The 20,894-nt window shown below is 52.5% G+C and carries 22 protein-coding genes; 11 read left to right on the forward strand and 11 right to left on the reverse strand.

The features are described 5' to 3' along the window. Positions 1-26 precede the first annotated feature (26 nt). Both HV318_RS03235 and HV318_RS03240 read right to left on the reverse strand, forming a co-directional pair. Entirely contained in the window at positions 27-785 is a 759-nt protein-coding gene (locus HV318_RS03235; RefSeq protein ID WP_182271531.1) for an alpha/beta fold hydrolase, read from the reverse strand. 86 nt (positions 786-871) lie between these two features. Continuing rightward, the gene (locus HV318_RS03240; protein ID WP_032670341.1) at positions 872-1,045 is read right to left on the reverse strand and encodes a GhoT/OrtT family toxin; all 174 of its coding nucleotides are present in this window, start codon (positions 1,043-1,045) and stop codon (positions 872-874) included. Positions 1,046-1,290: 245 nt separating this feature from the next. Between HV318_RS03240 and HV318_RS03245 the strand changes: the two genes are divergently transcribed. The 3 genes from HV318_RS03245 to HV318_RS03255 are packed head-to-tail and all read left to right on the forward strand — an operon-like array spanning position 1,291 to position 2,179. Beyond that, on the forward strand, positions 1,291-1,617 hold the full coding sequence (locus HV318_RS03245; protein ID WP_182271532.1) for a TehB family protein: 327 nt from the start codon (positions 1,291-1,293) through the stop codon (positions 1,615-1,617). Positions 1,618-1,638: 21 nt separating this feature from the next. Next, complete coding sequence (locus tag HV318_RS03250; RefSeq protein WP_182271533.1) at positions 1,639-1,992, forward strand: TehB family protein; 354 nt, start codon at positions 1,639-1,641, stop codon at positions 1,990-1,992. 4 nt (positions 1,993-1,996) lie between these two features. Then, positions 1,997-2,179, forward strand: a complete 183-nt coding sequence (locus HV318_RS03255) for a DUF1869 domain-containing protein (RefSeq protein WP_182271534.1) — start codon at positions 1,997-1,999, stop codon at positions 2,177-2,179. A 486-nt stretch (positions 2,180-2,665) separates the two neighbouring features. Here the strand turns inward: HV318_RS03255 and patD are convergent, their stop codons facing one another. From patD to ymcF, 7 genes are all read right to left on the reverse strand, one after another. Further along, positions 2,666-4,090: an aminobutyraldehyde dehydrogenase gene (gene patD / locus HV318_RS03260; RefSeq protein WP_182271535.1), complete on the reverse strand. Its 1,425-nt coding sequence runs from the start codon at positions 4,088-4,090 to the stop codon at positions 2,666-2,668. Positions 4,091-4,114: 24 nt separating this feature from the next. Then, a complete protein-coding gene (locus HV318_RS03265) occupies positions 4,115-4,921 on the reverse strand; it encodes an ABC transporter permease (protein ID WP_182271536.1) in 807 nt (268 codons plus the stop codon). Beyond that, positions 4,911-5,849, reverse strand: a complete 939-nt coding sequence (locus HV318_RS03270) for an ABC transporter permease (RefSeq protein WP_182274520.1) — start codon at positions 5,847-5,849, stop codon at positions 4,911-4,913. The genes HV318_RS03265 and HV318_RS03270 overlap by 11 nt, the downstream gene beginning before the upstream one ends. A gap of 7 nt (positions 5,850-5,856) precedes the next feature. Continuing rightward, positions 5,857-6,870, reverse strand: coding sequence for an ABC transporter ATP-binding protein (locus HV318_RS03275; RefSeq protein ID WP_182271537.1), 1,014 nt, complete (start codon positions 6,868-6,870; stop codon positions 5,857-5,859). Between the two features lie 17 nt (positions 6,871-6,887). Beyond that, positions 6,888-8,033, reverse strand: a complete 1,146-nt coding sequence (gene ydcS, locus HV318_RS03280) for a putative ABC transporter substrate-binding protein YdcS (protein WP_182271538.1) — start codon at positions 8,031-8,033, stop codon at positions 6,888-6,890. Between the two features lie 274 nt (positions 8,034-8,307). Next, positions 8,308-9,717 carry an aminotransferase-like domain-containing protein gene (locus HV318_RS03285; RefSeq protein WP_182271539.1) on the reverse strand — a complete coding sequence of 470 codons (1,410 nt, stop codon included), beginning with the start codon at positions 9,715-9,717 and terminating at the stop codon, positions 8,308-8,310. 82 nt (positions 9,718-9,799) lie between these two features. Further along, positions 9,800-9,988 carry a cold shock small protein YmcF gene (gene ymcF, locus HV318_RS03290; protein WP_182271540.1) on the reverse strand — a complete coding sequence of 63 codons (189 nt, stop codon included), beginning with the start codon at positions 9,986-9,988 and terminating at the stop codon, positions 9,800-9,802. Positions 9,989-10,382: 394 nt separating this feature from the next. On the opposite strand from ymcF, the gene HV318_RS03295 reads away from it, so the two are divergent. From HV318_RS03295 to hslJ, 4 genes are all read left to right on the forward strand, one after another. Further along, positions 10,383-11,783, forward strand: coding sequence for a cytochrome ubiquinol oxidase subunit I (locus HV318_RS03295; RefSeq protein WP_182271541.1), 1,401 nt, complete (start codon positions 10,383-10,385; stop codon positions 11,781-11,783). Then, positions 11,783-12,793, forward strand: coding sequence for a cytochrome d ubiquinol oxidase subunit II (gene cydB / locus HV318_RS03300; RefSeq protein ID WP_182271542.1), 1,011 nt, complete (start codon positions 11,783-11,785; stop codon positions 12,791-12,793). Before HV318_RS03295 ends, cydB begins: the two co-directional genes overlap by 1 nt. Further along, entirely contained in the window at positions 12,793-12,921 is a 129-nt protein-coding gene (locus HV318_RS03305) for a DUF2474 domain-containing protein (RefSeq protein WP_182271543.1), read from the forward strand. Before cydB ends, HV318_RS03305 begins: the two co-directional genes overlap by 1 nt. A gap of 126 nt (positions 12,922-13,047) precedes the next feature. Next, on the forward strand, positions 13,048-13,485 hold the full coding sequence (hslJ, locus tag HV318_RS03310) for a heat shock protein HslJ (protein ID WP_182271544.1): 438 nt from the start codon (positions 13,048-13,050) through the stop codon (positions 13,483-13,485). On the opposite strand, the gene HV318_RS03315 is transcribed toward hslJ, so the two are convergent. Beyond that, on the reverse strand, positions 13,486-13,752 hold the full coding sequence (locus HV318_RS03315; protein WP_182271545.1) for a putative hemolysin: 267 nt from the start codon (positions 13,750-13,752) through the stop codon (positions 13,486-13,488). Between the two features lie 206 nt (positions 13,753-13,958). Between HV318_RS03315 and HV318_RS03320 the strand changes: the two genes are divergently transcribed. The 4 genes from HV318_RS03320 (at position 13,959) to HV318_RS24325 (ending at position 20,437) form a co-directional block, all read left to right on the forward strand. Further along, a complete protein-coding gene (locus HV318_RS03320; protein ID WP_182271546.1) occupies positions 13,959-14,840 on the forward strand; it encodes a hypothetical protein in 882 nt (293 codons plus the stop codon). A 193-nt stretch (positions 14,841-15,033) separates the two neighbouring features. Next, a complete protein-coding gene (nifJ, locus tag HV318_RS03325; RefSeq protein WP_182271547.1) occupies positions 15,034-18,558 on the forward strand; it encodes a pyruvate:ferredoxin (flavodoxin) oxidoreductase in 3,525 nt (1,174 codons plus the stop codon). A gap of 387 nt (positions 18,559-18,945) precedes the next feature. Continuing rightward, positions 18,946-20,055: a porin OmpC gene (locus tag HV318_RS03330; protein ID WP_182271548.1), complete on the forward strand. Its 1,110-nt coding sequence runs from the start codon at positions 18,946-18,948 to the stop codon at positions 20,053-20,055. A 256-nt stretch (positions 20,056-20,311) separates the two neighbouring features. Next, complete coding sequence (locus HV318_RS24325) at positions 20,312-20,437, forward strand: hypothetical protein (protein ID WP_269062462.1); 126 nt, start codon at positions 20,312-20,314, stop codon at positions 20,435-20,437. A 125-nt stretch (positions 20,438-20,562) separates the two neighbouring features. Here HV318_RS24325 and rcnR read toward each other — a convergent pair whose 3' ends face one another. Then, positions 20,563-20,835, reverse strand: coding sequence for a Ni(II)/Co(II)-binding transcriptional repressor RcnR (rcnR, locus tag HV318_RS03335; RefSeq protein WP_182271549.1), 273 nt, complete (start codon positions 20,833-20,835; stop codon positions 20,563-20,565). Positions 20,836-20,894 lie beyond the last annotated feature (59 nt).

Raw genomic sequence — 20,894 nt, forward strand, 5'->3', positions numbered from 1 at the left:
GTTCCAGCCCGCAGCAATGCGGGCTGTCATGATTTCGCGATACAATCCGCTAACGTCTGTGCCAGTGCGGACGGGTTTTCCCAGGACATCGAATGCCCGGCGTCAGGAATGATTTTCACCTCAACACCTTTCTGTTGAAGGGCATCAACATCGGTATCAGGCAGCGACAACGCCCCGAAAATAAGGGTAACCGGACAGGTTAGCGATAAAAATTGCTCTGCCCATTCAGGTTCAACGCCTGCCACCAGGCTCGACGCGCCACGCCATACGGCACAGGGCGCATTGCTCTGTAAACTCCCCGCCCACGCGGTGGTTTCCGCGCTAAGCAACGCATCATACCCTTGTTCCAGAAACTGCTTTTCTGTTTGTGCCGCAATAGACCGGCTGAACACCCCACCACCGCGATGAAAATTGGGTTCCGAGACCATCAGACCTCTGACGCGAGTCTGCATCAAAACCGCCGTTTCAATTGCGATGCTGCCCCCCATGCTGTGGCCATACAGCCAGAAGGTATCGAGTTTAAGGTGATTCAACAGTTCAGCGACAACCTGTGCCTGTTCGCTGGTTCGATAACCATAATGCGTGGGTTTATCACTATAACCGCTACCAGGGAGGTCGATAAGAATGGCCCTGCGCGCACCAAACCGTGCATCACAGACAATACGGGGATATTCATAAGAAGAGGCGCAGCCCAGGCCGTGAATAAATACGACAGGCTCACCAGAACCGGGTAGGTCTTGCCAGCGCACGGTGCAACCAGCGTATTGCGAGTAAAAACTGTTCATAAGCATTCCTTTTACGATGCACTGTGTTTTTATACAGTTATTGTACCTGGAATGCTATATTCAGTATTTAAAAGTGGAAGCGTGCTTCAGAAAAGTGAGATCAGCAGTGCAACGGGAAAGCTCATCGGCCAGGTCGATCCCACCAGAAAAGCACTCAACAGGCGAATGCGTTTGCGATCTTTAGAAAGGAACCAGGTAATTAGTGCACAGACAGACGCCATGATTGCGTAAAAAACTAACATCTTTTGATACAGCGTCATCCTGCTAACCCAAACTGTTAAAAATAACCGCACGCAATATGCGTCATATGTTGATACAGATCAAGTTTTTTCATTACATAATAACCACTTAAATATCATGGGTAATAACATTTGAGTATTGTGCGTTACAACATGGGAGGAGGTGGTCTTATCATTAAAGATAAGACGCATTATAAATGCACTTTTTGATAAATTCTCGCTCGCAGAACGCAGTCTAATAAAGCCAGACATTCGAGGGAGAAAATATGTTACGCATTCCACAGAGTTGTATTCATACCCGTTCGACCCCTTTCTGGAACAAAGAGACCGCCCCTGCGGGGATCTTTCAACGCCATCTCGATAAAGGTACCCGCCCAGGCGTTTACCCTCGCCTTTCTGTTATGCAAGGCGTAGTGCGCTATTTGGGCTATGCCGATGAATTTACGCCTGAACATGACAGCGAGCTGATTATTGAGGCGGGGCATTTCGGCGTTTTTCCACCGGAGAAATGGCACCACATTGAGGCCATGACCGATGATGCCGTGTTTAACATCGATTTCTTTGTTGAAGCGGAAGTGCTGAAATCTCTTTAAGAGACTAATAAGGAAACTATTATGCTACGTATTCCTGAAAATTTTGTTCATACCCGCGCGACGCCATTCTGGAACAAAGAGACGGTACCCCAGGCTCTCCTCACCCATCACAATACCAAAGCAGGCGTGTATGGCCGTCTGTCCGTAATGCAGGGCGCAGTGCGCTACTTTGGCTTTGCTGATGGCGACGCGACCGAACCGGATATGGCACGGGTGATTGAAGCCGGTTCGTTTGGGATCTCCCCACCGCAAAAATGGCACCGCATTGAACTGTTAACCGACGATACCTTGTTTAATATCGATTTTTTTGCCGACCCCGACATTACGCTCAGCGGTGCAGGCATAGGTAAAGTGGTTAATACACATAAGGAGTAATATCATGGGTAAAGCGACCTACACCGTGACCATCACTAATAATAGCAATGGCGTTTCGGTGGATTATGAAACAGAAGCCCCAATGGAGCTTTTAATTCCGGATATCGCTGCTGATGTAGTGAAAGACCTGATAAATACCGTTCGTGCCTACGATACGGAAAATGAACACGAGGTCTGCGGCTGGTAATCAGCCTGCCCGGCAGGTGTACTGTCGGGCTACACTACCCCTTTCTTTTATTATTACCGAACGCGCCGTGACGTTATAATCTGGCACAGAAACCATTGAGATGGTTTAATGAGTCATTATTGTCGCTGCAGGGAACCCTGTTGATTCCTGACAGATTCCCGTTGAGGTAATTCATTGAGAGAAAGTCTGTTTTTCGTTTCAGTTTTTATTGCCTCAATCACCTTCATTTTCATCTGGATCATGCTTATCGGCCCAATGAAGGGGGAGGAAAAGACATATGTGCAGGATTCAACGACATTTGCGATAGCCGTGATGGTGCTACTGTTGATGGCATTTGTCGCCGTGACGGTCACGGTTCTTCTTTTTTAGAGAGCGTCCCGAAAATACGCAGAGGGTTTGAATCGGGGAAACGGTATCAAATTTCGAGCCTTGCGAGAATGTGGCCGAAATACAATAAACTGGTATTTCAGCCACTTCTATTGCCCGTTAGTGTTTTATCATCACATGCCGTACAACCGTATAATCTTCAAGACCATACACCGACATATCTTTCCCGTAGCCCGATAACTTCATTCCGCCGTGCGGCATTTCGCTGACCAGCATAAAGTGGGTATTAACCCAGGTGCAGCCGTATTGCAGACGCGCACTCATGCGGTGGGCACACCCCACATCTTTTGTCCAGACAGACGAAGCCAGACCATAATGCGAATCGTTAGCCCAGCAAAGTACCTGCGCTTCGTCATCGAATTCGGTGATGCTCACCACCGGGCCAAAAACCTCGCGCTGAACAATGGCATCGTCCTGTTTTGCCCCTGCCAGCAGGGTTGGCTGGAAGTAGTACCCCGCCCCTTCTTTTTTACTTCCGCCCGTCACAACGCGAATGTGGCTGAGCGCTTTTGCCTCATCCACGGCCTGACAGACACGTGACAGGTGCGCTGCAGAACTGAGTGGCCCGAGCTCAGTCGAACCGTTCTCCGGTGCGCCCATCTTCAGGCTGGCGACCGCCGCCCCCAGTTTTTCCACCAGCGCGGCATAAATGCCCTTCTGGGCATAAATACGGCAGGCCGCCGTACAGTCCTGTCCGGCGTTGTAGAAACCAAAAGTACGTACACCTTCGACAACCGCATCGAGATCCGCGTCATCAAAGACGATAACCGGCGCTTTGCCACCCAGCTCCATATGCGTACGTTTAATGGATGAGGCCGTATGCCCGATGATATGTTCCCCGGTGGCAATCGAACCGGTTAGCGACACCATGCGGACTTTTTCGTGTCCGGTCAGCGGGTCACCCACTGTTTTACCGCGACCAAACAGCACGTTCAGCACGCCAGCCGGGAAGATATCTTTCGCCAGCTCAGCCAGTTTTAAGGCCGTCAGTGGGGTAATTTCAGACGGTTTGATCACCACGCAGTTTCCTGCCGCCAGTGCCGGGGCCAGCTTCCAGGCGGCCATCATCAGCGGATAGTTCCACGGTGCAATCGATGCGACAACGCCGACCGGATCGCGGCGGATCATCGACGTGTGGCCATCAAGATACTCCCCGGCGGCCAGCCCGTTCAGACAGCGTGCCGCCCCGGCGAAGAAACGAAAGACGTCAACCACCGCCGGAATTTCATCTCCCCGCGCACAATGCAGCGGTTTGCCACAGTTAAGGGACTCAAGATGTGCGAACTCGTCTGCATGCGCTTCAATGACGTCAGCCAGTTTCAGCAAACACTCAGCGCGCGTTTTGGGGGTTGTTTGCCCCCACTCAGTAAATGCCCGATCGGCGGATAATACGGCAGCATCAACCTGTGCCGCCGAGGCTTCGGCAATCTCCAGCAAGACTTCTCCGGTGGCGGGGTTATACACCGGCTGTTTTTCCCCTTCTCCGGTCACCAGTTCACCATTAATCAGCAGTTGATTTTGCATAGCATTGTCCTGTTGAAATCAAAGTTATTTCCCGCTACCGGCAATGTTTTCGCCGTCGCGGGTTAGCCACCAGGCTCCCAGAATGGGGATGGTTGTGACCAGCATCACCAGCAGTGCAACCACGTTGGTGACCGGTACGTCACGCGGACGTCCGAGCTGGTTAAGCAACCACAGCGGTAACGTGCGCTCGTGTCCCGCCGTAAATGTTGTGACGATAATTTCGTCAAACGACAGCGCAAACGCCAGCATGCCACCGGCCAGCAGTGCCGATCCCAGATTGGGTAGCACCACATAGCGGAAGGTTTGCCAGCCGTCTGCCCCTAAATCCATCGACGCTTCCACCAGGTTCCAGGAGGTGCGTCTGAACCGGGCAATCACGTTGTTAAACACCACCACCACGCAGAAGGTGGCGTGACCAATGACGATCGTGAAAAAACCGGGTTCAAGGTTGATGGTTTTGAATGCCGTCAGCAGCGCCAGACCGGTGATGATCCCCGGCAGCGCAATCGGTAGCAGCAGCAACAGCGAGATAGCGTTTTTGCCAAAAAACTCGCTTCGCCATAGCGCCGCTGCAGCAAGCGTGCCAAGTATTAACGCAACGCCGGTCGATAAGGCAGCGATCTGAAGTGACAACGTCACTGAATCAATGATATCCCCGCGTCCTGCTGCCACGCTAAACCACTTCAGCGTGAGCCCCTGCGGCGGGAAACTGAAGGCTGCATCTTCGGTATTAAACGCATAGGTGGCGATAATCAGCAGTGGGAAATGCAGAAAGATAACGCCTCCCCACGCTGCCACTTTCAGGAACAACGGTGCGCGTTCAGAGTGCATCGAACGCTCCCAAACGTTTCACGAACGCCAGATAGAGAGAGATAAGTATTATCGGAACCAGCGTGAACGCGGCGGCCATTGGCATGTTCCCGATAGCCCCCTGCTGGGAATAGACCATGTTACCGATGAAATAACCCGGCGGCCCTACCAGCTGAGGAACAATAAAATCCCCCAGCGTCAGCGAGAACGTAAATATCGACCCGGCCGCAATGCCCGGGATCGCCAGCGGCAGGACGACGTAACGGAAGGTCTGGCGAGGACGAGCGCCGAGGTCAGCGGATGCCTGCAATAAAGAGACTGGCAGTCGTTCCAGCGCCGCCTGCACGGGCAGGATCATAAACGGCAGCCAGATGTAGACGAACACCAGAAAGCGCCCCAGACCTGACGTCGACAGTGTGTTTCCACCAATCGCAGGCAGTGTAAGAAGAGATGCCAGGATCGGCTCCAGCCCCATATGGCTAAGGAACCACTGCGCCACGCCGTCTTTCGCCAGCAGCAACGTCCACGCATAGGCCTTAACAATATAGCTTGCCCACATCGGCAGCATAACGGCGATATAGAAGAAGGCTTTCCACTTGCCGCTGGTATAGCGCGCCATGTACCACGCCATCGGGAACGCCAGAATTGCACTGGCTATTGTGACGGCAATCGCCATCACCAGGGTGCGGATGATGATGTCATAGTTTGCCGGGTTGAAAAGCGCCTGAATGTTCGCAAAGGTCAGATCCGGCGTGACCGACATGGTAAAGTCGTCAAAGGTATAGAACCCCTGCCACAGTAAGGTCAGGAGCGAGCCTAAATAGACGATACCAAACCACATCAGGGGCGCGAGCAAAAGCAGGAACAGCCCAAGCGACGGCTTGCGCCAGAACAGTGCGGTAAGGCGGCTTAAGGTGCTGCGCGGTGTGGGAGGGTGTGAAGCGCTCATATCCATGTCACCTCTCCTCATGCAGCCGGATCATGGCGTCGCGCGACCACGATGCCAGCACCGGCTGCCCAGGCTCAACGCCAGTCTGCAGCGTTGTACCACTAAGATTGGCCTGACTCACCAGCAGTTTCGCGCCATCGGCGAGTTTGAGTTCAAACCGCGTAGCCGCCCCCTGATACTGCACCGCCTGCACCACGCCCTGCACCTGAACCTCGCCGCCTTCGTTAAGGCGAATATGTTCCGGGCGCAGGGAGTACATCCCTTCCATTCCGCACACCCGCTGAGCAAGACTGGCGTCAAAAACGTTCGAGGTGCCGACAAAACTTGCCACAAACGGTGTACGCGGGCGCATGTAAAGCTCGCGCGGGGTATCAACCTGCTCAATGCGTCCATTGTTGAATACCGCCACCCGGTCAGACATTGAGAGGGCTTCACCCTGATCGTGAGTGACAAAAATGAAGGTAATACCGAGTTCCTGCTGAAGTTTCTTCAGCTCAAACTGCATCTGCTCACGCAGTTTGAGATCGAGTGCGCCTAACGGTTCATCCAGCAGTAATACGCGGGGTTCGTTGACCAACGCCCGCGCGATGGCGACACGCTGACGCTGTCCACCCGAAAGCTGCGAGGGCTTGCGCGCAACAGCAAAGCTTAACCCGACTTTGTCCAGCGCATCACGCGCCTGTGCATGGCGCTTTTTCTTGTCGACACCTTTCACCATCAGCCCGTAAGCGACGTTGTCGAGGATCGACATATGCGGGAACAACGCGTAATCCTGGAAAACGGTGTTCACATCCCGCTCCCAGGGAGGCAGTTCGCTCGCCTCTTTGCCGAAGATGCTAATTGCCCCTCCGGATAGCTGCTCAAAACCGGCTATCAGGCGCAGGCAGGTGGTTTTGCCGGAGCCCGAAGGCCCCAGCATGGAGAAGAATTCTCCGTCGCGAATACCAATGGTGACCCCATCCACCGCCCGCACGTCGCCGTACAGACGGGAAACGTCATTAAACTCTACCGCGTACGTCATGTTCTGCTCCCGGTCGATTAACGGCCGCCCATGATGGCGATGTAATCCTGCGTCCAGCGGCTGTACGGTACAAATTTGCCCCCTTCTGCAATCGGTGTTTTCCAGAACATTATTTTGTCGAAGTCGTTATACCCGTTGGTTTCACAACCTTTGTCACCCAGCAGCGTGCTGGCCTTACACCCTTGCGGCACAACCGGTAGTGAGCCAAACCATGCGGCCAGATCGCCCTGCACTTTTGGCGTCAGTGACCAGTTCATCCATTTGTAGGCACACATCGGGTGTTTTGCCTGCGCGTGAAGCATGGTGGTGTCTGCCCAGCCTGTTACCCCCTCTTTCGGGAACACGGTGGCGATAGGCTGGTTTTCCGCTTTCAGGGCATTCGCCTGATATGGCCAGGCGCTGGAGGCCACGACGCCTTCATTTTTGAAGTCGCTCATCTGCACCGTGGTGTCATGCCAGTAGCGGTGGATCAGGGCATGCTGCTCGCGCAGCACCTTCAGAACGGCGGCATACTGTTTTTCCGTCAACTGGTACGGGTCAGTAATGCCCAGCGCGGGCTGAGTGGCTTTGACGAACAGTGCCGCATCGGCAATGTAAATCGGGCCGTCATAGGCCTGCACGCGCCCCTGATTGGTTTTACCGTCCGGCAGGTCTTGTTGCACGAAGACGACCTTCCAGCTATCCGGTGGGGTTGGGAATGTTTTGGTGTTGTACATCAGCAGGTTCGGTCCCCACTGATACGGTGTGCCGTAGACCTTGCCTCCCACGTTGAACCACTCGCCTTTGACGATGCGCGGATCGAGGGTTTTCCAGTTTGGGATCAGGTCGGGATTAATGGCCTGAACGCGTTTTCCCATGATCAGACGCAGCGAAGCATCACCCGACGCGGTGACCAGGTCATAGCCCCCTTTCGCCATCAGGCTGACCATCTCATCAGAGGTTGCTGCGGTTTTCACATTGACTGCACAACCGGTCTCTTTTTCAAACTGCGTGACCCAGTCATAGTTTTTATCGGTCTGACCCCGTTCGATGTATCCAGGCCAGGCAATAATATCCAGCCGTCCTTCCCCGTCGCCGATAGCCTTGGGTGGCTCAGCGGCTTGCGCTGTCATGATAGCCATGCCGAGCGCACACAGGCTGCTGCGGGCAAATTTTTTGCTCATTAGATTTACTCCTGTCGCAATGAAATTTGGCGGCAGCCGTGCCGTAAAAATATCTCCCTTATTAAACGTAGACCGCGCAAATGCGCCGCACCGTTCGGCTTAAGGAAATTTCATCAGGTTGTGACCGAGGACGCATTCCCCGTTAACTGGATTATAGACAAGGGGTTAGCAGTGCGAGGGCGCAGGCAGAATGCCTGAGATACGGCGCTGAGCGGTATTTGCAGCGCCGTCATAAAGATAAAACAGGATTATTTAAATAAGCGGGTAATCTTTATTATTCCAGCATCTCGCTAATTAATTTTCCTAACTGTATAACGGCCTGTTCTTCCCGCTCTCCCCACGTCCAGGAGGTATTAAAACGGAAGAACGGTACCCAGGCATCCGAAGTTGAAAACATCTTACCTGGCGCAATGCTGATATGGTGGGTTAACGCTTTCTCGCTTAATAACCCGGCATCAAGTTGTGCCGGAAGCTCCAGCCATAAAAAGTAGCCGCTGTCGTTATGGTGAATTTTGACACCTGCAGGCATATGGCGCAAAAGTGACTGCCAGGCCTGTTGCTTGCGCTCGGCCAGCGTGCGTCGCAGGCGACGAAGGTGGGCGTCATAACGTTTGGTTGCCAGATAATCCACCAGAGCAAGCTGCATGGGAGAACTGGTGGAAAGCGTGCTCATCAGCTGTAACTGCTGAATACGCCGCGCATGTTTCCCCGCTGCCACCCAGCCGATGCGAAATCCCGCCACCAGACATTTCGAAAATGACGAGCAGTGCAGCGTCATGTCCTGGCGATCCCAGGCTTTTGCCGGCAATGGCTTTTCCCGGCCAAAATAGAGTTCGCTGTAGACATCATCTTCAATCAGCGTGACGTGGTGCTTTGTTAGCAGCGCGACCAGTTGCGCTTTTTTCTCCACGCTGAGCGTAAAGCCCAACGGGTTTTGACTGTTGGTCATCAACCAGCAGGCTTTCACCGGGTAGTCATTCAGCGCCTGTTCAAGCGCATTCAGGTCGATCCCTTCACGAACGTCCGTCGCAATCGACAACGCCTTTAGTTTCAGGCGTTCCAGCGCCTGCAATGCGCCGTAGAAACAGGGGTTTTCGACGATCACCCAGTCGCCCGGTTCGGTCACTGCCTGCAAACTCAGGTTGAGCGCTTCGAGTGCCCCGGCAGTGATAACAATCTCTTCCGGTGAGATATTCATCCCCTGCTGCGCATAGCGACGGGCAATGGCGTGACGTAGATCAACGTTACCCGGCGGCAGGTTTTCAATCACGCTCATCGCCGTGGCGGTTTTGCTGACGTTAGCCAGCGAACGGTTGAGTTGCTGAAGCGGGAAAAGTCGGGGGTCAGGAAACGCGGAAGCAAAAGGAACAACAGACGGATCGCGGCTGGCCTGTAGCACGTCGAAGATATAGGTGTTGATATCCACCACTTCGTCGCGCATCACCTGGGCAGGCGGTGCAGGCTGTTGTGCGGTCGGGCGCGAGGCAACGTAATAGCCCGACTGCGGTCTGGCGACAATGCGCCCCTGACTTTCCAGCATCTGATACGCGTGGCCAACGGTCATGAAACTCATGCCGCTGCTCGCCACCTGCTCTCGCAGCGAAGGCAGCTTATCGCCCGGCAACCATACGCCAAGCTCAATCTGCGAGATAATTTGTTGCGCCAGACGCTGGTATTTTTTCATCAGATTCTCCTTATTGCCGACAGTGTATATCAGCAGGAGAAAAAGAGAAGATTTTGCTAACTGTTATGGAAAGCGGTGCTAATTACTTACGAAACTCAGTGACGTGACGTTGTGCGATACGCGCTGCGGCCAGGTGGTCGAGCGTAATCATTGGCGATTTGCAAAAGATGCATTTCGCGCCATGAGGGTTTTTCTCAGACACATCAAAAACTGAGGTACGGTACTGCGAGCCATGACAGCATGGGCAGCGGAAATGGATATAAGAAGTCATAGGATTCTCCTGTAAACGTAAAACACGTAAATTACTAATGGGCCGATCAGGCAATAGTGGTTTGAAACAAAACTAATCGGAATGTAGATAAAGACCCAAGAGAGGCTGCGGAGAGGCACAACGTGATGAGAACTGCTTTATAAAACTACGTCAGATATTTATTTGGACTCAAAACCAGAAGACCATTAACGCACGTCGTTGACGACAAGGCAAGCAGTTTAATGCGTAAAATTCATAACAATAAATTTCTTATTCACTGAACATCATATATATCAGATGACTAAAATGCGGTGATTCAGGTAACTGTTATACATAAATTTCACTTTTCTGCGTCTGATAGTTACCCTTTCGGCCCTATACCATAACAGCACACCGTTTGACATTGAGGCTGTGCATGTTTGGTTTAGATGCTTTTCACCTTGCACGGATACAGTTTGCCTTTACCGTATCCTTTCACATTATTTTCCCGGCGATCACCATCGGCCTGGCGAGCTATCTTGCCGTGCTGGAAGGCTTGTGGCTGAAATCCAAAAATCCGGTCTGGCGTTCGCTGTACCATTTCTGGTCGAAGATCTTCGCTGTTAACTTTGGCATGGGCGTGGTCTCCGGGCTGGTGATGGCCTACCAGTTTGGTACCAACTGGAGCGGATTCTCCCAGTTCGCGGGCTGTATTACCGGCCCGCTGCTCACTTATGAAGTGCTCACCGCCTTCTTCCTTGAGGCCGGGTTCCTCGGCGTGATGTTGTTTGGCTGGAATAAAGTCGGGCCGGGACTGCACTTTTTTGCCACCTGCATGGTCGCGCTGGGGACGATCATCTCAACCTTCTGGATCCTCTCCTCCAACAGCTGGATGCAGACCCCGCAGGGTTATGAGATCGTCAATGGACAAGTTGTGCCGGTGGACTGGTTTGCCGTGGTCTTTAACCCTTCCTTCCCCTATCGTCTCCTGCACATGTCGATAGCGGCTTTCCTCAGTAGCGCGCTGTTTGTCGGAGCATCGGCAGCCTGGCACCTGCTACGTGGCAATAATACCCCCGCCATTCGTGCCATGTTCTCAATGGCATTGTGGATGACCCTGATTGTGGCCCCCATTCAGGCAATGGTGGGTGATATGCATGGGCTTAATACCTTAAAACACCAGCCCGCAAAAATTGCCGCCATTGAAGGTCACTGGGAAAATCCGCCGGGTGAGCCGACGCCACTGCTGCTGTTTGGCTGGCCGGATATGGAACAGGAGCGCACCCGTTTTGGTCTGGAAATCCCGTCACTCGGTAGCCTGATCCTGACGCACAGCCTGGAAAAGCAGGTTCCGGCGCTTAAGGAGTTCCCGAAGGAAGACCGTCCAAATTCCACCATCGTCTTCTGGTCATTTCGCATTATGGCGGGGTTAGGCATGTTGATGCTGCTGCTGGGCGTGGTGGCGCTCTGGTTACGTTATAAAAAACGCGTCTACTCTTCGCGTCCCTTCCTGTGGTTTGCCCTGGTGATGGGACCGTCCGGGCTGATTGCCATTTTGGCGGGATGGGTGACAACCGAAGTGGGCCGCCAGCCGTGGGTCGTCTACGGGCTACAGCGAACCAAAGATGCCGTCTCTGCGCATGGCGATCTGCATATGAGCGTGAGTTTGCTGGCCTTCTTCGTCGTCTATACCTCAGTATTTGGCGTGGGTTACAGCTACATGGTGCGCCTTATCAGGAAAGGGCCTCAGCCTCATGAATCGTTCGCCACCGAGTCCGACGGACGTCCGGCACGCCCACTTTCTGCTGTCACCACTGACTATAAGGAGAAGCCATAATGGGTATCGATCTTTCCATTATCTGGTTTGTCATCATCGTCTTCGCCACCCTGATGTATATCGTGATGGATGGTTTTGATCTGGGGATAGGTATTCTGTTCCCGACCACACAAAACGCCGACGATCGCGATGTGATGGTGAACAGCGTCGCCCCCGTCTGGGACGGTAACGAAACCTGGCTGGTGCTTGGCGGTGCGGCCCTGTTCGGCGCATTTCCGCTGGCCTACGCGGTGATCATCGACGCCCTCACCATCCCGCTAACATTAATGCTGATCGGACTTATTTTCCGCGGCGTGGCCTTTGAGTTTCGCTTTAAAGCAACACCGGCACACCGTCCCTTCTGGGATAAAGCCTTTATTGGCGGGTCGATTCTGGCAACGTTTACCCAGGGTATTACGGTTGGGGCAGTAATCAATGGGTTCTCTGTTACAGAACGTGCGTATAGCGGTGGGCCATTTGACTGGTTAACCCCGTTTAACCTGTTCTGCGGCGCAGGCCTGGTGGCAGCCTACGCGCTGCTGGGGGCTACGTGGCTGGTGATGAAAAGTGAAAATACCCTACAGCAGCGTATGCGCCGGGTATCGAAAATGTTGTTAATCGTGCTTCTGGCTTTCATTGCAGTAATCAGCCTCTGGACACCGCTGGCGCAACCGGCCATTGCCGCACGCTGGTTTACGCTGCCAAATCTGTTCTTCCTGCTGCCCGTCCCGACTCTGGTTGTTACCCTGAGCCTGTGTCAGTGGCGCAGTCTGAACAATCCTGATAGCCATAACCTGCCGTTTATTCTGACGCTGGGGCTAATTTTCCTCGGGTTTAGCGGGCTTGGGATCAGCATCTGGCCGCATATTATTCCACCATCGATTACCCTCTGGCAGGCTGCGGCACCGGTACAAAGCCAGGGCTTTATGCTGGTGGGCGCGCTGCTGATCATTCCCGTTATCCTGGCCTACACCTTCTGGAGTTATTACGTATTTCGCGGGAAAGTTCAGCATGGCGAGGGGTATCACTGATGCAACAACCTGTCTGGAAACGTCTGATATGGCTGGTCATTATCTGGGGGGGAAGCGTACTGGCACTGGCCTGCGTGAGTATGCTTTTTCGAATGTTGATGACGGCGGCAGGATTTAAATCTCACTAACTTACACCCCGGGCAGCCACTGTGTTGCCCGGTAACGCCCCGCACTTTCAGATAAACCCCATTAACACGCCACGGAGTATCGTTACACTAAAATTGATTTACGGTATTTATAGTTTGAGAAGAAAAATGAAAAAGCTTGTTGCGTTAAGTGTTATCAGTCTTGTCCTTGCTGGCTGCGTTAATCCAGGTAAAGCGTCCGTTCAGCCTAAGCAACTCCAGAACCACCGTTTTGTTCTGGAAAATGTGGACGGTAAAGCCGTGAAGACCACGACAACGCAACCTGAGATCAGCTTCAGCGCCCTGCCAGAGATCAGCCTGCTGAACAACATCACCGTCTCCGGCGCAATGTGCAACCGCTTCAACGGCCAGGGGAAATTGTCCGAAGGCGAGCTGAAGGTCAAAACGCTGGCAATGACCCGAAAATTATGTACCGACCCACAGCTTAATGCACTGGATCAGGCCATCGGCGATATGTTGCGCAAAGGCGCGCAGGTCGACCTGACGGAAGACCAGTTAACGCTGGCCACAGCCGAAAAAACGCTGACGTTTAAGCGCGCGGAGTAATCAGTAGTTACCGCAAGTTCCAACGGCAAGCGACTGTTCACTGCAGCGTTTGCCATTTGGCAACGCGCACATTCCAACCGCGGAACCGTCGAGCTGACGGGCGACAGAAAGCGAACCCCCAACCATTGCGCAGTTGGCTTGTCCTGAGCTGGACATAGCCGCTCTCATGCCTGGCGTCACGTGCGCCGCCGTTGCCTGCTGAACAGGTTCACTGCTACATGCCGACAACAATAACGCGGCACACCCAACCCAAAACGCTGAACGCATGTTCTCTTCCCCATAAATAAAGCGAAACCTATGCATCATAGGCATCACGCACCATGTCGTCGAGAGCGGAAGTGCGTATTTATGCGCTCCATTCACGTTTTCTCACAATTTTTAGGGGGTTTCGTTCCAGACCATTATGGTTGCAGTATATTGCCCCCTGCTTTCTTACATTTAGATAACTACCGGATTTCTGAGGACAACAAATAATGTCGTTCAATAATAAGAACCTGATTATTACTCTCTTATCCCTCTGCACCTTCCAGACTTATGCAGCACAATGCACAGCGGAAACCATCTCTAAAAACAATCTGAACAATTTCATCCTCCAGACTCAGCAGAATAAAGCAGGCATCCCCAAATCTGTTGAAATGTCGATTGAGAGTCCTGATGGGTATATCCGCGCACTGGCACAAAGCCACTTCAGTCAATGCGGAGAGCTCATTAGCAGCAGTGTAAAAGAGGTCAAAATCTCGACAGGCCCGAAATCAGTATTCACGGCAACTAATGATATTCAGTTGAATAAAAAGGAGTTTGGCTGGAGCATTCAGCTGAACGCGAATGGGGTAGCAACCGATAACAACAGCCGGAAGACCACACAGATCTATCGCCAGACGCTGGAGGGACAGTTCCTGCTTAACGATAAAGGCGTTATCAGCCACGCGGTTAACCGTGCAGTTATTGCGGCCACAAGGCCGGGAGATAAAGACATTAACACCGTGAGCAAAATAGACTACACCTTCAATTCATCAGGATTGCTGACAAGTGCAGCAAGCAAAGGAACGCTGGCGATAGATAATAATACGACTGAATACAGCTATGATGACAATAATCGTCTGCTCAAAACTCAATCACCCTCAACCATCGTAGAATATTCCTATGATAACGAGGGCCGTGAGTTATCCCTCAGCAAGACCCAGACATATTTCACTATCGAAAAAAATCTGACCACCTGCGAGGAGTGGAATTCGCATGGAGAATGCACACGCGCCAATATGGATATCACGATCACACCCGTCTCCCGGACGGGTAAACAGTATGTGGAAAAGCATAAAGCCGTGTTGACGACGAAATACGAATACTGGAACTGACCACGACACATCGCACGGGCAGAAGAGCGCATTTTCTGCCAAAAAATTGATCTACTCATTGATGCCGACAATGCCAAGGACACAAAAGCGAAAATCGCAAAACCCGGCCTTTGCTAAAATGAAAAGATAATATTCAGGGTCTGTTGAGGTATGACAGACCCCTCTTTTTTGCGCAATGTAAGGGTGTCGTCCTATGCAAACTATTGACGGTAATGGTGCAGTCGCGTCAGTCGCGTTTCGCACCAGTGAAGTTATCGCCATCTACCCGATTACGCCAAGTTCTACAATGGCCGAACAGGCAGATGCCTGGGCCGGGAACGGGCTAAAAAACGTCTGGGGTGATGTCCCACGCGTGGTTGAAATGCAGTCCGAAGCCGGTGCGATTGCTGCGGTACATGGCGCGCTTCAGACGGGGGCTCTGTCCACGTCGTTTACGTCATCTCAGGGATTGCTGTTGATGATCCCGACGCTGTACAAACTGGCCGGTCAGCTGACACCGTTTGTCCTGCACGTCGCCGCCCGAACCATTGCGACCCACGCACTCTCCATTTTTGGCGATCACTCAGATGTGATGGCCGTGCGTCAGACGGGTTGCGCCATGCTTTGCGCCAGCAGCGTACAGGAAGCTCAGGACTTCGCGCTGATTTCACATATCGCGACGCTGAAAAGCCGCGTGCCGTTTATTCATTTCTTTGATGGTTTCCGCACCTCTCACGAAATCAACAAAATCGTTCCGCTGGCGGACGACACGATCCTGAATCTTCTGCCACAGGCGGAGATCGATGCCCATCGTGCCCGCGCGCTCAATCCGGAGCATCCGGTGATCCGCGGGACATCCGCAAACCCGGATACCTACTTCCAGTCCCGCGAGGCGACAAATCCGTGGTACAACGCCGTATATGACCATGTTGAGCAGGCGATGAATGACTTTGCCGCGGCTACCGGTCGTGAATACAAACCGTTTGAATACTACGGCCACCCGCAGGCGGAACGCGTGATTGTGCTGATGGGCTCCGCCATTGGTACCTGTGAAGAGGTGGTGGATGAGCTGCTGGCGCGTGGCGAAAAAGTTGGCGTGCTAAAAGTGCGTCTCTATCGCCCGTTCTCAGCCAGGCATCTGCTCTCTGCACTACCAGAAAGTGCACGAACCGTGGCAGTGCTCGACCGAACAAAAGAACCCGGCGCTCACGCGGAACCACTTTATCTGGACGTCATGACCGCGCTGGCAGAAGCGTTCAATAATGGTGAACGCGAAACGCTGCCGCGCGTGACTGGCGGCCGTTATGGCTTGTCATCAAAAGAGTTTGGCCCCGACTGCGTGCTTGCGGTGTTTAACGAACTGAACGAAGCAAAACCGAAGCCACGCTTTACCGTCGGCATTTATGATGATGTGACTAATCTCTCCCTGGTCTTACCGGAAAACACCCTGCCCTCGACGGCCAAACTCGAAGCACTATTTTATGGCTTAGGCAGTGACGGCAGTGTCTCGGCAACCAAGAACAACATCAAGATCATCGGGAACTCGACACCGTGGTATGCCCAGGGCTACTTCGTCTATGATTCCAAAAAAGCCGGCGGGCTGACCGTTTCCCACCTGCGCGTCAGCGAACACCCGATCCGCTCGGCCTATCTGATTTCGCAGGCCGATTTTGTGGGGTGTCACCAGCTGCAGTTTATCGACAAATACCAGATGGCAGAACGTCTGAAACCCGGTGGTATTTTCCTGCTCAATACGCCGTACAGCGCGGATGAGGTATGGGCACGCCTGCCGCAGGAAGTGCAGGCGGTACTGAACCAGAAAAAAGCCCGCCTCTTCGTGATTAACGCGGCAAAAATTGCCCGCGAATGCGGTCTGGCTGCGCGTATCAACACCGTCATGCAGATGGCCTTCTTCCATCTGACCCAAATTCTCCCGGGGGACAGCGCGCTGGCTGAACTGCAGGGTGCCATTGCCAAAAGTTACAGCAGCAAAGGGCAGGAGCTGGTTGAGCGTAACTGGCAGGCGCTGGCGCTGGCCCGTGAATCGCTGTTCGAAGTACCACTGCAGCAGGTCAATGCCGCCAGCCCGAACCGTCCTCCGGTGGTGTCTGATGCTGCACCTGATTTCGTCAAAACCGTCACGGCAGCCATGCTGGCCGGGCTTGGCGATGCCCTTCCCGTCTCTGCACTGCCGCCGGATGGAACCTGGCCGATGGGCACCACTCGCTGGGAAAAACGCAATATTGCCGAAGAGATCCCTATCTGGAAAGAGGCGCTGTGTACCCAGTGCAACCACTGCGTGGCCGCCTGTCCGCACTCGGCCATTCGTGCCAAAGTGGTTTCTCCCGAAGATATGGAAGCCGCGCCGGCCAGTCTGCATTCGCTGGATGTGAAATCCCGCGATATGCGTGGGCAGAAATATGTCCTTCAGGTTGCACCTGAAGATTGCACCGGCTGTAACCTGTGCGTCGAGGTGTGCCCGGCGAAAGATCGCCAGAACCCGGAAATCAAAGCCATCAATATGATGTCGCGTCTGGAACACGTTGAAGAAGAGAAAGTGAATTATGACTTCTTCCTGAACCTGCCGGAAATCGATCGTAGCAAACTGGAACGCATTGATATTCGAACCTCGCAGTTGATCACTCCGCTGTTTGAGTATTCCGGTGCCTGCTCCGGCTGTGGTGAAACGCCGTACATTAAACTGCTCACGCAGTTGTATGGCGATCGGATGCTGATCGCCAACGCCACGGGTTGTTCGTCAATCTATGGTGGTAATCTGCCTTCCACTCCCTACACCACCGACGCACACGGCCGCGGCCCGGCATGGGCTAACTCGTTGTTTGAGGATAACGCCGAATTTGGTCTGGGTTTCCGCCTTACCGTTGACCAGCACCGCGCACGCGTGATGCGTTTACTGGCACAGTTTGCTGATAAGCTCCCCGCTGAGTTGAACGAGGCACTGCACGCCGAAGCGACTCCAGAGGTTCGCCGTGAGCAGGTAGCAGAGCTGCGCAAAGCCCTTCAGGGCGTGGACGGCGCAGAACAACTGCTGACCGACGCTGACGCCCTGGTTGAGAAATCTATCTGGTTGATTGGCGGCGACGGCTGGGCCTATGACATCGGGTTTGGCGGGCTGGATCACGTGCTGAGCCTGACCGAAAACGTCAACATTCTGGTGCTGGATACCCAGTGTTATTCCAATACCGGCGGTCAGGCCTCGAAAGCGACACCGCTGGGTGCCGTCACCAAATTTGGTGAACACGGCAAGCGCAAGGCGCGTAAAGATCTCGGCGTCAGTATGATGATGTACGGGCATGTTTACGTCGCACAAATCTCGCTGGGTGCCCAGCTTAACCAGACGGTGAAAGCGATTCAGGAAGCGGAATCTTACCCCGGTCCGTCGCTGATTATCGCCTACAGCCCTTGCGAGGAGCATGGCTACGATCTGGCACTTAGCCACGATCAGATGCGTCAGCTTACGGCAACCGGCTTCTGGCCGTTGTATCGCTTCGACCCACGTCGTGCCGATGAAGGCAAATTGCCGCTGGCACTGGATTCACGTCCGCCGTCAGATGCCCTGGCCGAGACGTTAATGCAGGAACAACGCTTCCGTCGCCTCAATGCGCAACAGCCTGAAGTGGCTGAGCAGTTGTGGAAAGATGCGGCCGCCGACCTGCAGAAACGCTATGACTTCCTGGCACAAATGGCCGGTAAAGCGGAAAAGTCAACCGGTGAATAATCTCTCTGCCCGGCTTGTCCGGGCATTTTTTTACGCAAAAAAATGCCCTATGTATTTACATCGGGCTAATCCAGATTATCAAAGATAAACTATTTAAATTATTAAATAGTATTCATATGAATTATGGATGAACAATCTTAAGGCATATAACAGCACAGAGATTACCGTCTTCCCGTGAGAAATAATAATTTTATTTTTGTATAAATCGCCGCCAATCATTCACGAAACCAATCACTATTACCGCAGAATTATTCCGTTTAGATTTTACTTAATCAGTAACAATTATATTTTATTACTCTTTGCGGGAGTGATTTAGCATGAGACAACTTTCTCATTCAGAAAGTTCAATACGTAATTAAATAAAAACAACTGCAAAGGAATACCACAATGCAAAGAAAAGTACTGGCTCTGATTATTCCAGCTCTTTTAATGGCTGGCGCTGCACATGCGGCAGAAATCTATAACAAAGACGGCAACAAATTAGACCTGTACGGAAAAGTAGATGGTCTGCATTACTTCTCCGACGACAAAGGTGCTGATGGCGATCAGACTTACATGCGTCTGGGTTTCAAGGGTGAAACCCAGATCAACAACATGATGACCGGCTACGCACAGTGGGAATACAACATTCAGGCTAACAATACCGAAGGCTCGGATAACCAGTCCTGGACCCGTCTGGCCTTCGCAGGTGTGAAGGTGGGCGACTACGGTTCCTTCGATTATGGCCGTAACTACGGCGTGCTGTACGACGTGGAAGGCTGGACCGATATGCTGCCTGAATTCGGTGGCGATTCTTACACCAAAGCCGATAACTTCATGACCGGCCGTGCCAACGGCGTGGCAACCTACCGTAACACCGATTTCTACGGTCTGGTTCAGGGTCTGAACTTTGCCCTGCAGTATCAGGGTAAGAACGAAGACGCCAGCAACAACCAGGAAGGTACTAACAACGGTCGCGACACGCGTCATGAGAACGGTGACGGTTTCGGTATTTCCACCACGTATGATTTCGGTATGGGTATCAGTGCAGGTGCGGCATATACCTCCTCCGATCGTAGTAATGACCAGGTGCGTAACACCACAGCGGGCGGCGATAAAGCCGATGCATGGACTGCAGGTCTGAAATATGATGCCAATAATATCTACCTGGCAACAATGTATTCTGAAACCCGCAATATGACACCTTACGGTGACAACGAAGATGCCGTGGCAAACAAAACACAGAACTTTGAAATTACCGCTCAATATCAGTTCGACTTTGGTCTGCGTCCGGCAATTTCTTACCTGCAGTCAAAAGGCAAAGACCTGGGTAACGGCGAAGGTGATAAAGACCTGGTTAAATACGCGGATGTCGGTGCAACCTATTACTTCAACAAAAACATGTCTACCTATGTTGATTATAAAATCAACTTGCTGGACGAAGATGACGCGTTCTACAAAAACAACGGTATCGGTACGGATGATATCGTAGCGTTAGGTCTGGTTTATCAGTTCTAATGCCAATAGCCCGCATATTTTTGCGGGCTAACTTTTTATACTCCTACGCCATACTCCTTTCAGCTTGCCGCACCACGTCTGAAATCCACTTTCTCGCTCCCCGCCACATCTCAGTACCAGCATGTTCCTGCCTGCAGATTTTCTGGTTTATGAGACCTATCTCAAATAAAATGCGCCTGTGACGGCATCGTTAAGGGAAAATTTAAGAAAATCAGCGTACAGTAAAAACGGAGTTTTACTACATAAGGATATCTGCGTGTTCCCCAGAGTATCATTAGTCCTGCTTGCCCTGTTGAGTTGTATCTGGATTACGCTACTCTTTGATTTTGGTGGTGCCGTTCACCACCTTGGTGAGTTGTTAAACCTGCTGGAAAATGACTAGCCGGCCTCTTTACAGAAAGAGGATTGCCTTAAGATATGACGTATCCGCGCCAGGAACCCCTGGGCGCGTACAACCCAGCGTCCCCCATTTCAGGTCGCAGAACATCTGCGTCGTCCGGCGCTATATTATTTGATATAGGAGTCCAGCACTTTCAGGACAACCTCAAGATCTTCTTCGCGTCTTAATTCACTGGCTTCATGAACAATATGCTCTGTCAGATGGCCTTTGATAACTTCACGCATTAGCCCATTTACCGCACCACGGATAGCGGCGATTTGTTGTAGCACCGCTGCGCATTCATGCGGCTCATCCAACATTTTTTTCAGCGCGGTCACCTGCCCCTGGATTTTGTTGGTGCGTGCTTTCAGTTTTTGTTTATCCCGGATGGTATGCGACATACATATCCTCATCGTTCAGAAAACCTGCCTGATAGTAACATTCACATTCTACTGGGGGG

This window comes from Enterobacter sp. RHBSTW-00901 (genome assembly GCF_014103115.1).
In the GTDB taxonomy this organism is placed as follows: Bacteria; Pseudomonadota; Gammaproteobacteria; order Enterobacterales; family Enterobacteriaceae; genus Enterobacter; species Enterobacter cloacae_P.

Bases quoted from the DNA above. Each gene is read 5' to 3' on its own strand.
- HV318_RS03235 (WP_182271531.1), bottom strand. From the start codon at position 785: ATGAACAGTTTTTACTCGCAATACGCTGGTTGCACCGTGCGCTGGCAA.
- HV318_RS03315 (WP_182271545.1), bottom strand. From the start codon at position 13,752: ATGCGTTCAGCGTTTTGGGTTGGGTGTGCCGCGTTATTGTTGTCGGCA.
- patD (WP_182271535.1), bottom strand. From the start codon at position 4,090: ATGCAAAATCAACTGCTGATTAATGGTGAACTGGTGACCGGAGAAGGG.
- HV318_RS03270 (WP_182274520.1), bottom strand. From the start codon at position 5,849: ATGAGCGCTTCACACCCTCCCACACCGCGCAGCACCTTAAGCCGCCTT.
- HV318_RS03295 (WP_182271541.1), top strand. From the start codon at position 10,383: ATGTTTGGTTTAGATGCTTTTCACCTTGCACGGATACAGTTTGCCTTT.
- HV318_RS03330 (WP_182271548.1), top strand. From the start codon at position 18,946: ATGCAAAGAAAAGTACTGGCTCTGATTATTCCAGCTCTTTTAATGGCT.
- HV318_RS03250 (WP_182271533.1), top strand. From the start codon at position 1,639: ATGCTACGTATTCCTGAAAATTTTGTTCATACCCGCGCGACGCCATTC.
- rcnR (WP_182271549.1), bottom strand. From the start codon at position 20,835: ATGTCGCATACCATCCGGGATAAACAAAAACTGAAAGCACGCACCAAC.
- HV318_RS03265 (WP_182271536.1), bottom strand. From the start codon at position 4,921: ATGCACTCTGAACGCGCACCGTTGTTCCTGAAAGTGGCAGCGTGGGGA.
- hslJ (WP_182271544.1), top strand. From the start codon at position 13,048: ATGAAAAAGCTTGTTGCGTTAAGTGTTATCAGTCTTGTCCTTGCTGGC.
- ymcF (WP_182271540.1), bottom strand. From the start codon at position 9,988: ATGACTTCTTATATCCATTTCCGCTGCCCATGCTGTCATGGCTCGCAG.
- HV318_RS03320 (WP_182271546.1), top strand. From the start codon at position 13,959: ATGTCGTTCAATAATAAGAACCTGATTATTACTCTCTTATCCCTCTGC.
- HV318_RS03285 (WP_182271539.1), bottom strand. From the start codon at position 9,717: ATGAAAAAATACCAGCGTCTGGCGCAACAAATTATCTCGCAGATTGAG.
- HV318_RS03275 (WP_182271537.1), bottom strand. From the start codon at position 6,870: ATGACGTACGCGGTAGAGTTTAATGACGTTTCCCGTCTGTACGGCGAC.
- cydB (WP_182271542.1), top strand. From the start codon at position 11,783: ATGGGTATCGATCTTTCCATTATCTGGTTTGTCATCATCGTCTTCGCC.
- HV318_RS03255 (WP_182271534.1), top strand. From the start codon at position 1,997: ATGGGTAAAGCGACCTACACCGTGACCATCACTAATAATAGCAATGGC.
- nifJ (WP_182271547.1), top strand. From the start codon at position 15,034: ATGCAAACTATTGACGGTAATGGTGCAGTCGCGTCAGTCGCGTTTCGC.
- HV318_RS03240 (WP_032670341.1), bottom strand. From the start codon at position 1,045: ATGACGCTGTATCAAAAGATGTTAGTTTTTTACGCAATCATGGCGTCT.
- HV318_RS03245 (WP_182271532.1), top strand. From the start codon at position 1,291: ATGTTACGCATTCCACAGAGTTGTATTCATACCCGTTCGACCCCTTTC.
- HV318_RS03305 (WP_182271543.1), top strand. From the start codon at position 12,793: ATGCAACAACCTGTCTGGAAACGTCTGATATGGCTGGTCATTATCTGG.
- ydcS (WP_182271538.1), bottom strand. From the start codon at position 8,033: ATGAGCAAAAAATTTGCCCGCAGCAGCCTGTGTGCGCTCGGCATGGCT.